Genomic DNA, 10346 nt, shown 5'->3' on the forward strand with positions numbered 1-10346 from the left:
GTCGTCGGTCAGGCGGGTGGAGCCACCGCGGTAGCGATCAACGCTCGTGCCGCGATCTCGATCCTCTCCTCGTCTCCGGTCACGATCCGGTCCAGGCACAACCCGCGCAGGCCGGAGATCAGCAAGCTCGCCCGCGCGGCTGCCTCGGGTTCGGGGTAGCCCAGCTTCCGGTACACCGGCACCAACGGCTCCACCATCGCGGTGATCGCTTCCCGAGCCACCGTCAGGTACCGCTCCGGCTGGGTCGGGGCCAGCGCCAGTACCTGGAACAGGATGTGGATCGGCCGTTGCTGGCGGCCTCGGGTGATCGCGTGCCACAGGGCGTGTGCTGCGGCGCTGAGGGATTTCTCGTCGTGCACTGAGTGGAAGAGTTCGGTGACGTCCGGGCGGCTCGCGGCGATCGCTTCGGTGATCAGGTTTTCCCGGCTGCCGAAGTAGTACAGCAGCATGCGCTTGCTCGTCCCCAGTGCTTCGCCCATCGGGGCGAGCGACAGGTCCGCGATGCCGTGCGTCGCGAGGTAGTCCACGGCTTGCTGCAGCAGCTCGGCGCGACGGCCGGTTCCGGAGTCCACCTCTTGACTGTACCGATCGGTACATCGTACCGTCCAACCTTGTACCGATCGGTACACGGCGAGGAGGGCTCATGGCGCTTTCGGTGGCGATAGTCGGCGGCGGGATCGGCGGGCTGACGCTCGCGCTCGCGTTGCGGGAGCGCGGGATCGGCGCGGAGGTGTACGAGCGGTCGGCCGAACTGCGCGAGATCGGGGCCGCGGTGGCCTTGTCCGCCAACGGTTCCCGGGTCTTGGCGCGGCTCGGGTTGAGGGACGAGCTGTCCGCGTGTTCGGCGGTGCCGACGGAGCTGGTCTACCGGCATTGGCGGGGCGGGCGCCGGGTGGTCGCGTATCCGGTCGGGGACAGCTACGAGGAACGGTTCGCCGGGCCGTATTTCGGGGTGCATCGGGCGGATTTGCAGCGGATCCTCGCCGGCGCGTGCGGGAATGTCCATCTTGGACGCCAGGTGACCGGAGTGGTCGAGGACGGGCCGCGGTACCGGCTCGAGTTCGCCGATGGCGCAAGCGAAACCGCTGATGTCGTGGTGGGTGCGGACGGGGTGCATTCGACCGTTCGCGAGTGGGTCGAACCCGCGCCGCTTGCCCGGTATTCGGGTTCGAGCGGCTTTCGCGGGCTGGTGCCGGTTGAACAGCTGCCGTCGTTGCCGGATGCCGGGGCGATCCAGTTCTGGATGGGGCCCGGCGGGCATCTGCTGCACTACCCGATCGGCGACGGGTCGGTGGTGAATTTCCTTGCGGTGCTGGACGAACCGGACGCTTGGGAGCGGGAGTCGTGGACGGAGGACATTCCTCGGGAGCGCATCGACGCGGCTTTTGAGGGCTGGCATCCGGCGGTGCGCGAGATGGTCGGCGCGACGACTCTGCAGCAGCGGTGGGGGTTGTTCGGCCAGTATCCGCTCAACCGCTGGCATCGCGGCGGAGTGGTGCTCCTCGGCGACGCCGCGCACGCGATGCTGCCGCATCATGGGCAGGGTGCCAATCAGACGATCGAGGACGCGGTGACGCTCGCCGAGTGCCTGGCGAGCGATTCCCGCGAGGCGGCGCTCGCCCGGTACGAGAAGCTGCGGCGGCCGCGGACCCGGGCGGTCCAGCGGAGTTCGTGGGTGGCTAATGCGCTGCTGCATGTGCCGGACGGTCCGGCGGCAGACGCGAGGGATGTTGCGCTCCGGCGGATCGGCGAGACGCTGGAGTGGATTCACTCCCATGACGCGCTGGCGACGGCCGGGCGCGGCTAACCGGACCCCGTTCCGCGAAGGTTCGGCCTCGGCCGGTGCGGGGGGACGTCGAGTCGGTGAAACGCAGGGGCGTTGCTAGGCGGCTCCCTTTTCCGCGAGAGCCTTGAACTCGGCACTCGTCAGCACGTCCGCGGTCGACTGGGCGAGGACGACCAGCGTCGCCGCGTGCACCTCGGCGGCGGACATCGCGCCGTGGCCCAGATCCGGGTGGTCGTAGGTGGCGCACGCGTCCGACAGCACTGCGGTGCGGAAGTCGCGGAACATCGCGTCGCGGATGGTGGCGTGGACGCAGTCCTCGGTCGTCACTCCGGTGGCGACCAGGGTGTCCACACCTCGTCCGCGGAGCTGCATTTCGAAATCGGTGCCGAAGAAGGCGCTGTAGCGGTGCTTGGGGATCAGCGGTTCGTCCGGGCGGCGGTCCACTTCGGAGTACAGCGCGGCGCCGGGCGTGCCTTCGATGAGTGCTTGGCCTTGCGCGATCGGCGGGTACAGGTCGGCGAAGCGGCCCATGTCGGAGCCGTCGGGACGGTGGACGTGCGCGGTGAAGAACACCGGGATGCCCGCGTCGCGGCAGAACCGCACGGTGTCGTTGAGGACGGGGATCATGGCGCGTCCGGCCGGGGATTCCAGCGGGGCGCCCGGGGCCAGGAAGTCGTGCTGCATGTCGATGACGACCAGCGCGGTGCGGGCCGGATCGACGGTGGACAAGCGGTAACCCATGGAACGCTCCCTCCGCGGAGGTCCATGAGGTATCACGGTTTGCCGTCGGTCGTCAAGAAAGCGACAGAAGGTGTCAGGCGTCTTCGATCTGCGCCGCGACCGTGTGCAGGGACTCGATCAGTGCCTGGGTGGCCGGATTGAGCCTGCGCCCGGCGGCTAGCGTCAGGCCGACGCTGTGCCCGATGTTCTCCAGCGGCGTCGGCAGCGTGACCAGCCGCGGGTCGTCCATCCCGAGAAGGCCGGGGAGCGCGGCGACCATGGCGGTTTCGGTGAGCAGCTGCCGGACCGTGAGAAACGACGTCGCCTCGACGCGGTTGGCGGGCAGGTCAAGACCGTGCTGGGCGAAGAGGCTTTCCAGCTCCTGGCGCAGCATCGTTTCGGTGCCGGGCACGATCCACGGGAACTCCGCCAGATCCTCCAGCGAGACGTTGTCGCGCGCGGCGAGCGGATGGTGCGCGCCGGCGACTACCCGGATCGACTCCTGGTACAGCGCTCGCCGCCGGGTGCCTTCCGTGCCGGGGCCGCTCAGCCGGCCGACGATGACGTCCACCCGGCCCGCGGTCAGCTCCACGAGCAGCGACTCCGGCGTGCCCTCCCGGACGACGACGGTGACCAGCGGATGGTCCTCCTTGAGGTGCGCGATCGCCCGCGGCAGCAACAAGTTCGAGCCGGCGAGGTGGATGCCCGCGACGACCCGGCCGCGGGTCGCGTCAGCGATTTCCACAACGTGCCGTGCCGCGTGGGTCAGCTGGGCGAGCACGGCGCGCGCGTGCTCGGTGAACGCGGTCCCGAACTCGGTCGGCGTGATCCCGCGCGGCCCGCGTTCGTAGAGCGGCACGCCGAGGATCGCTTCGAGATCGTGCAGGCCGCGCGTGACGACCGGCTGAGTCACGTGGAGTGCGGCGGCCGCGCCGACGACGCTGCCCTGCTCGGTGAGGGTGTCCACCAGCACGAGGTGCCTGAGCTTGAGGCGGCCGTCGAGCAGGCGGGGCATGTCCATTCCGGCGACATTACTGGCCGGGCCGGGTTCCGGCGTCACGGGCGGACGAGCTGAGCGCGGACCCGGGGTCGGCGAGGTCGAGGAAGACGCCGAAGCGGTTCCGGCCGGGCACGACGGTCCAGGACGAAGCGGCGCGTCGAGGTGCGTGAAAGGCTTTGCTCTGCCGAACCGGCTATGCCCGGACGGTCATGGCAGCGGCGGCAAAGAGCATTGGCCAGGCATTCCTGGCGTCCCTACGGTCAGCTTCATGGCTGCGGAACTCCACAACGTCGTCGGCGGGACCCGGGTCGCCGGGCGGCGCACCTTCGAGAAGATCGACCCGGTCGACGGGTCGCTCGTCGCACACGTCCACGAGGCCGGACCGGACGTGGTCGACGCCGCGGTCGCTGCTGCTCGTGCGGCGCTGGACGGCCCGTGGGGACGCGCTTCGGTGGCCGAGCGCACCGCGTTGCTGCGCCGGATCGCCGACCGGATCGAGGAGCGGTTCGAGGATTTCGTCGCCGCGGAGGTCCGCGACACCGGCAAGCCGGAGCACCTGGCCCGCGACCTGGACGTCGCCCGGGCGGCGACGAACTTCCGTTCCTTCGCCGACACGATCGCGGCGGCCGGTCTCGACTCCTTCCTGACCGAGCTGCCGAACGGCCGCAAGGCGCTGAACTACGCGGTGCCCAAGCCGCTGGGCGTCGTCGCGGTGATCGTGCCGTGGAACCTGCCGCTGCTGCTGTTGACCTGGAAGGTCGCACCCGCGCTCGCGTGCGGCAACGCGGTGGTGGTCAAACCGTCGGAGGAGACGCCGTCGACGGCGGCCTTGCTCGCCGAGGTCATCGCGGAGGCTGGCGCGCCGGCCGGGGTGTATAACGTCGTTCACGGCTTCGGACCGGACTCCGCCGGGGAGTACCTCACCACGCACCGCGGCATCGACGGCGTGACGTTCACCGGCGAATCCCGGACCGGCTCGGCGATCATGCGGGCAGTCGCTCCGTCGGTCCGGCCGGTTTCCTTTGAACTGGGCGGAAAAAACGCGGCGGTGGTGTTCGCGGATTGCGATCTCGAAAAGACCCTCGACGGACTCGCGCGCTCGGTTTTCCTGAACACCGGGCAGGTGTGCCTGTGCACGGAACGGGTCTATGTCGAGCGGTCCGTTTTCGACGCGGTCGCGAACGGGCTCGCCGAGCGGGCGGCGGCGTTGCGGCTGGGACGACCGGGCGATCCGGAGACCACGACCGGGCCGTTGATCTCCCAACAGCACCGGAAGAAAGTCCAGTCCTATTTGGACCTCGCGGTCGCTGAGGGGGCGACGGTGCTGACCGGCGGTTCGGTCCCGGAACTCGGGCCGGACCTCGCGGGCGGGTCGTGGATCGAACCGACACTGTGGACCGGACTGGACAACTCCGCGCGGGTCGTGCGCGAGGAGGTCTTCGGACCGGTCGCGGCGCTGATCCCGTTCGACACCGAAGACGAAGCCGTCCGGCTGGCGAACGACACCGACTACGGGCTCGCCGCCGCCGTATGGACGACGAACCTCGAGCGCGGCCACCGGGTCGCGCAGCAGATGCGGGTCGGGATGGCCTGGGTCAACACCTGGTATCTGCGCGACCTCCGCTCGCCGTTCGGCGGCGTCGGGCTTTCCGGCATCGGCCGGGAGGGCGGCCTGCACTCGATGCACTTCTATACCCAGCCGACGAATGTGTGCGTGCAGCTATGACCACCGTTGAGGAACGTGCCGAACTGCTTGACCGGGCGACCGCCACTGGGCAGGCGATCCCGCAGCTCACCAGCGACGGGCCGATGAGCCTGGAGACCGCGTACGCCGTGCAGCACGCCGGGATCGCGCTGCGCGAGCGACGCGGCGAGCGGCTGGCCGGAGTCAAGCTGGGTTTCACGAGCAAGGCGAAGGCCGAGCAGATGGGCGTCTCCGACGTCATCATCGGTTCGCTGACTGACCGCATGCGGATCGAGGACGGCGGAACGTTCGCCGTCCGCCACGGTGTGCATCCGCGGATCGAACCCGAGGTCGCGTTCCGGCTCGGGCCGGACGCCGAGCTGGTCGCCGTCGCACCCGCGCTGGAGATCATCGACAGCCGGTACCGCGACTTCCGGTTCAGCCTGGCCGACGTCGTCGCCGACAACACCTCGGCGTCCGCGTTCGTGCTCGGGCCGTGGACCCAGCTCGACCGGGTGGACGCGCTGGCCGTTGACCTGCTCTTCGACGGCGAGATCGTCGCGTCCGGCTCGACCACTGACATTCTCGGCGACCCTCTGCGAGCGCTCCCCGCGGCACAGCGAATGGCCGCCGCATACGGGCACCGCCTGCTCGGCGGGTCGGTGCTCCTGGCCGGTGCGGCGACCGCGGCTGTTGCGCTGAAAGCAGGAACGCAGGTCGAGGCTCGGGTCGCCGGGCTCGGTTCGGTTTCCGTTCGCACCAAGGAGGATTGAGCGTGGCGCAAGCCAATGTCGTCGCCGGGAAGGCGACGCCGCGCGGGCGGTTCCCGCACGTCAAGGTCGTCGGGGACCTCGTGTTCGTCTCCGGCACCAGCAGCAGGCGGCCGGACAACACGTTCGCCGGCGCGGAGGCCGATCAGTTCGGCGTGACCAGTTTGGACATCCGAGCGCAGACTCGCGCGGTCATCGAGAACATCCGCGACATCCTGGCCGCGGCCGGGGCGGGACTCGAAGACCTCGCGCAGCTGACGGTCTTTCTGGTCAACATGAACGATTTCGGCGGCTACAACGAGGTCTACGGCGAATTCTTCGACGAGAACGGCCCGGCGCGCACGACCGTCGCGGTGCACCAGTTGCCGCATCCGCATCTGCTCATCGAGATCCAGGCGATTGCCCGGGTCTCCGGCAAGGAGGAACGATGACTGCCATTCCGCCCGTGTTCGATTTCGCCGCGTGGATCGAGGAGCACGAGGACGAGCTGAAGCCGCCGGTGAACAACAGGCAGATGTGGGCGCCGATGGGGGATTTCATCGTGCAGGTGGTGGGCGGGCCGAATCAGCGCACCGACTACCACCTGGACCCGTACGAGGAGTGGTTCTACCAGTACAAGGGCGACATGCACGTCAATCTGATGACCGAGGACGGCCCGCGGCGCGTCGACATCCGCGAGGGCGAGATGTGGATGCTGCCGCGGAACGTGCACCATTCGCCGCAGCGTCCGCAGGAGGGTTCGATCGGGATCGTGATCGAGCGCATCCGGGAGGAGGGGACGCTGGAGAAGTTCGTGTGGTTCTGCGTGGAGTGCGACGCGAAGGTGCACGAGGTGGAGCTGCAGGTGCGTGACATCGTCGGCGATCTGCCGCCGGTGTTCGAGCGGTTCTACGCGTCCGAGGAGGCCCGGACCTGCGGGAACTGCGGGACGCTGCACCCCGGGAAGGGCTGAGCGTGCGCGCGATCGACGTCCACAGCCATTTCGTTCCGCACGGCTGGCCCGATCTGGGCGAGGGGATGCCGTGGCTGCGCCCGGAATCCGAGCGCGAGGCGATGATCATGGTCGGTTCGGAGGAGTTCCGCCGGGTGCGGTCGGACTGCTGGGACGCGTCGGTGCGGCTGCGCGACATGGACGCCGACGGGGTCGAGGCGCAGGTGGTGTCGCCGACGCCGGTGTTCTTCGGCTACGAGACGAGCCCGGGGCACGGCGAGAAGATCGCCCGGGTGTTCAACGATCTCGCGCTGGAGATCTGCGCGCCCGCGCCGGACCGGCTGATCCCGTTCTGCCAGGTTCCGTTGCAGGACACCGACGCCGCGTGCCGCGAACTGGACCGCGCGGTCGGGGCCGGGCACCGGGGCGTGGAGATCGGCAACCACGTCGGCGACCGCGACCTCGACGACGCGGGGGTGGTGACGTTCCTGCAGCACGCGGCGTCGCTCGGCGTGCCGGTGTTCGTGCACCCGTGGGACATGCCGCTCGCGCCGCGGCTGGACCGCTGGATGGCGCGGTGGCTGACCGGGATGCCCGCCGAGACGCATCTGTCGATCATCGCGATGGTGCTTGGCGGGGTGTTCGACCGGGTGCCCGACAGCCTGCGGATCTGTTTCGCGCACGGGGGCGGGTCGTTCGCGTTCTGGCTGGGGCGGCTGGAGAACGCGTGGCATCAGCGGGCGGACGTCATTGCCACGTCGGAGAAGCCGCCGTCGGAGTATGTCGGGCGGTTCAGCGTCGACTCGGTGGTGTTCAGCGAGTCGGCGCTGCGGAATCTGGTGGACACCCTCGGGGCCGAGCAGGTGATGGTGGGGAGCGATTACCCGTATCCGCTGGGGGAACGTCCGGCCGGCGGGGTGGTGCGGCGGGCGGAGTTCCTCGACGAGCCCGCGCGGGAGCTGGTACTGCGGGGGAACGCACAGCGGTTCTTGGGCTAGTCCAGCCCGAGGTGGTCCCGCAGCGTAGGTCCGCTGTAGTCCTCCCGGAACACCCCTCGTTCCTGCAGCCTCGGCACCACCTGGTCGGCGAACTGGTCGAGCCCGCCCGGTGTCACGTGCGGGACCAGGATGAACCCGTCCGACGCGTCGGCCTGCACGAGTTCGTTCATCGCGGACGCGACCGTCTCGGCGGAGCCGATGAAGTTCTGCCGTCCGGTGACCTCGATGATCAGTTCCCGGCTCGACAGGTGCTTCGCTTCCGCGAGCTGGCGCCATTCGCGGGCGGTCGCGACCGGGTCGCGGTACATGCGGACGCTCGCGCGGCCCTTCGAGATCAGGTCGCCGACCACCGGGTCGAACGACGGCAGCGGGCCGTTCGGGTCGTGGTCGCTGAGGTCGGTGTTCCAGAGCTGCTCGAGGAACTTGATCGCGGTCTGCTCGCTCACCTGCTGCAACCGGACTTCGTGGGCGAGTTCGTGCGCTTCGGCGTCGGTGTCGCCGAGGACGAAGGTCGCGGCGGGGAGGATGACCAGTTCGTGCGGGGAGCGGCCGTATTTCGCCAGGCGGCCCTTGACGTCGGAGTAGAACGCTTGGCCTGCTTCGAGAGTGCCGTGGCGGGTGAAGATGGCGTCGGCGGTCGCGGCGGCGAATTCGCGGCCTTCCTCCGAATCGCCGGCTTGGATGGTGACCGGGCGGCCTTGCGGGCTGCGCGGGACCGGGAAGCGGCCGGAGATGTCGAAGTGCTCGTCGTGGTGGGCGAAGTCGCCGCCGCCGGCCAGGAAGCGGCCGGATTCCTTGTCCGCGAGGAGTTCGTCGCCGCGCCAGGAGTCGAAGAGCTCCCACGCCGTGCGCAGGAAGGTTTCGGCGCGCGAGTAGCGCTGATCTTGCGGCAGGAAGCCGCCGCGGCGGAAGTTTTCGCCGGTGAAGGCGTCCCAGGACGTGACGACGTTCCACGCCGCCCGGCCTGCGGAAAGGTGGTCGAGGGAGGCGAATTGCCGGGCCACCTCGAACGGTTCGTTGAACGTGGAGTTGATCGTGCCCGCCAGGCCGAGGCGGTCGGTGACGGCAGCCAGCGCGGACAGCACGGTGAAGGTGTCCGGGCGGCCCACGACGTCGAGGTCGTAGATGTGGCCGCCCTGTTCGCGCAACCGCAGGCCTTCGGCGAGGAAGAAGAAGTCGAACTTCGCGCGTTCGGCGGTCTGGGCCAGCTTGACGAACGAGCTGAACTCGATGTGGCTGCCCGCTTCGGGATCGCTCCACACGGTCGTGTTGTTGACCCCGGGGAAGTGCGCGGCGAGGTGGATTTGCTTGGCAGTCATGGAAATCTCCCGGGACTCAGGCGGCGTAGCGGTTGGCCGGGCGCGGCAGGCCGAGCAGCCCGCGCAGGGTCGAGGCCTCGTATCCGGTGCGGAACGCGCCGCGGTCGCGCAGTTCGGGGACCAGGGCGCGGGTGATGGCGGTCAGGTCGTGCGGCACGGCGCCCGGGCGCAGCCGGAAACCGGTCAGGCCGGCGGTGTGCCAGTCGAGCAGGAGGTCGGCCAGCTGAGCCGGGGTGCCAGTGAAGACGTGGGCGTCCGAGGTGAACTCGGCACGGTCGTCCAGGCGGGCTTTGCGGTCGGCCGCGGCCTGCTCGGTCTCGTCGAGGAAGACCACGAGGTCGGCGAAAACCTGAATGGGCGCACCGATTTCGTCGATGATCGACGCGGCGTGCGCGCGGTCGTTCGGGGTCACGTACACGACGTCGGCCTGGCGGGCGGCGAGGCGGTAGGCGTCGGGGCCGTGCGCCAGCGCGGCGACAATCGGCTGGCCCTGCGGCGGACGCGGAGTGATGGACGGTCCTTTGACGGAGAACCAGCGGCCCTCGAAGTCGATGTAGTGCAGTTTGTCCCGGTCGATGAACCGGCCGGTCGCGACGTCGCGGATCTCGGCGTCGTCCTCCCAGCTGTCCCACAACCGGCGCAGCACCTCGACGTAATCGGCGGCTTCCTCGAAGAGCTCGGGAACCTCCGGCGGCGTGCGGCGGCCGAAGTGCCGGAACTCTTCCGCACTCCCGGAAACCTGCACGCGGACGCCGGCTCGGCCGGTGCTGACGTAATCGAGCGTCGCGATCGCCTTCGACAGATGGAACGGCTCCGTGTGGGTGACCACGGCGGTCGGGACCAAGCCGATGTGCGACGTCAGCGGCGCGATCCGCGAGGCGACCAGCACGGCGTCGAGGCGGGTTTGCGCGCGGTCGTCGCGGGCCGTCGGCTCGGAGGGGCCGCGCAGGGAGAGGAAGTCCTCGAAGGTGACGAAGTCCAGGTGCGCGGCTTCGGCCTCCCGCACCAGCTCGGCCCAGTATCCGGCGGTGAGCAGGTCGGCCGGGCGGGCGTCCGGTTCGCGCCACGCGGCCGGATGCCAGCCCGCGCCTTCCAGCGCGACGGCGAGCCGTGGTCCGGTGTGCCCTGTCATGCTGCG

General features: G+C 69.6%; 11 protein-coding genes. 6 read left to right on the plus strand and 5 right to left on the minus strand.

What is annotated here, in order from left to right; all coding sequences use genetic code 11:
* Positions 1-8: 8 nt before the first annotated feature.
* Positions 9-572: a TetR/AcrR family transcriptional regulator gene (locus H5411_RS06770; RefSeq protein WP_208637539.1), complete on the minus strand. Its 564-nt coding sequence runs from the start codon at positions 570-572 to the stop codon at positions 9-11.
* A 71-nt stretch (positions 573-643) separates the two neighbouring features.
* Between H5411_RS06770 and H5411_RS06775 the strand changes: the two genes are divergently transcribed.
* Positions 644-1807 (plus strand): FAD-dependent monooxygenase, encoded by a 1164-nt coding sequence (locus H5411_RS06775; protein WP_101439774.1) that lies wholly within the window; start codon positions 644-646, stop codon positions 1805-1807.
* Positions 1808-1882: 75 nt separating this feature from the next.
* On the opposite strand, the gene H5411_RS06780 is transcribed toward H5411_RS06775, so the two are convergent.
* Both H5411_RS06780 and H5411_RS06785 read right to left on the minus strand, forming a co-directional pair.
* Positions 1883-2527, minus strand: coding sequence for a cysteine hydrolase family protein (locus H5411_RS06780; protein ID WP_101439775.1), 645 nt, complete (start codon positions 2525-2527; stop codon positions 1883-1885).
* Between the two features lie 73 nt (positions 2528-2600).
* On the minus strand, positions 2601-3527 hold the full coding sequence (locus H5411_RS06785; protein ID WP_101439776.1) for a LysR substrate-binding domain-containing protein: 927 nt from the start codon (positions 3525-3527) through the stop codon (positions 2601-2603).
* A gap of 247 nt (positions 3528-3774) precedes the next feature.
* On the opposite strand from H5411_RS06785, the gene H5411_RS06790 reads away from it, so the two are divergent.
* Genes H5411_RS06790 through H5411_RS06810 form a run of 5 tightly spaced genes read left to right on the plus strand, consistent with a single transcriptional unit; the run spans position 3775 to position 7889 of the window.
* Positions 3775-5232: a 2-hydroxymuconic semialdehyde dehydrogenase gene (locus tag H5411_RS06790; RefSeq protein WP_101439777.1), complete on the plus strand. Its 1458-nt coding sequence runs from the start codon at positions 3775-3777 to the stop codon at positions 5230-5232.
* Positions 5229-5963, plus strand: a complete 735-nt coding sequence (locus H5411_RS06795) for a 2-keto-4-pentenoate hydratase (protein ID WP_101439778.1) — start codon at positions 5229-5231, stop codon at positions 5961-5963. The genes H5411_RS06790 and H5411_RS06795 overlap by 4 nt, the downstream gene beginning before the upstream one ends.
* Before the next feature lie 2 nt (positions 5964-5965).
* Positions 5966-6391, plus strand: a complete 426-nt coding sequence (locus H5411_RS06800; protein WP_101439779.1) for a RidA family protein — start codon at positions 5966-5968, stop codon at positions 6389-6391.
* Complete coding sequence (locus tag H5411_RS06805) at positions 6388-6912, plus strand: 3-hydroxyanthranilate 3,4-dioxygenase (protein ID WP_101439780.1); 525 nt, start codon at positions 6388-6390, stop codon at positions 6910-6912. The genes H5411_RS06800 and H5411_RS06805 overlap by 4 nt, the downstream gene beginning before the upstream one ends.
* Positions 6913-6914: 2 nt before the next feature.
* Positions 6915-7889, plus strand: coding sequence for an amidohydrolase family protein (locus H5411_RS06810; protein WP_101439781.1), 975 nt, complete (start codon positions 6915-6917; stop codon positions 7887-7889).
* Here the strand turns inward: H5411_RS06810 and H5411_RS06815 are convergent.
* Both H5411_RS06815 and H5411_RS06820 read right to left on the minus strand, forming a co-directional pair.
* A complete protein-coding gene (locus H5411_RS06815) occupies positions 7886-9208 on the minus strand; it encodes an NtaA/DmoA family FMN-dependent monooxygenase (protein ID WP_208637540.1) in 1323 nt (440 codons plus the stop codon). The two genes, H5411_RS06810 and H5411_RS06815, sit on opposite strands and share 4 nt — an antisense overlap.
* A gap of 16 nt (positions 9209-9224) precedes the next feature.
* Positions 9225-10340, minus strand: coding sequence for an LLM class flavin-dependent oxidoreductase (locus H5411_RS06820; protein ID WP_101439783.1), 1116 nt, complete (start codon positions 10338-10340; stop codon positions 9225-9227).
* Positions 10341-10346 lie beyond the last annotated feature (6 nt).

Source organism: Amycolatopsis echigonensis, assembly GCF_014174495.1.
In the GTDB taxonomy this organism is placed as follows: domain Bacteria; phylum Actinomycetota; class Actinomycetes; order Mycobacteriales; family Pseudonocardiaceae; genus Amycolatopsis; species Amycolatopsis echigonensis.

Bases quoted from the DNA above. Each gene is read 5' to 3' on its own strand.
- H5411_RS06775 (WP_101439774.1), top strand. From the start codon at position 644: ATGGCGCTTTCGGTGGCGATAGTCGGCGGCGGGATCGGCGGGCTGACG.
- H5411_RS06780 (WP_101439775.1), bottom strand. From the start codon at position 2,527: ATGGGTTACCGCTTGTCCACCGTCGATCCGGCCCGCACCGCGCTGGTC.
- H5411_RS06785 (WP_101439776.1), bottom strand. From the start codon at position 3,527: ATGGACATGCCCCGCCTGCTCGACGGCCGCCTCAAGCTCAGGCACCTC.
- H5411_RS06790 (WP_101439777.1), top strand. From the start codon at position 3,775: ATGGCTGCGGAACTCCACAACGTCGTCGGCGGGACCCGGGTCGCCGGG.
- H5411_RS06795 (WP_101439778.1), top strand. From the start codon at position 5,229: ATGACCACCGTTGAGGAACGTGCCGAACTGCTTGACCGGGCGACCGCC.
- H5411_RS06805 (WP_101439780.1), top strand. From the start codon at position 6,388: ATGACTGCCATTCCGCCCGTGTTCGATTTCGCCGCGTGGATCGAGGAG.
- H5411_RS06815 (WP_208637540.1), bottom strand. From the start codon at position 9,208: ATGACTGCCAAGCAAATCCACCTCGCCGCGCACTTCCCCGGGGTCAAC.
- H5411_RS06820 (WP_101439783.1), bottom strand. From the start codon at position 10,340: ATGACAGGGCACACCGGACCACGGCTCGCCGTCGCGCTGGAAGGCGCG.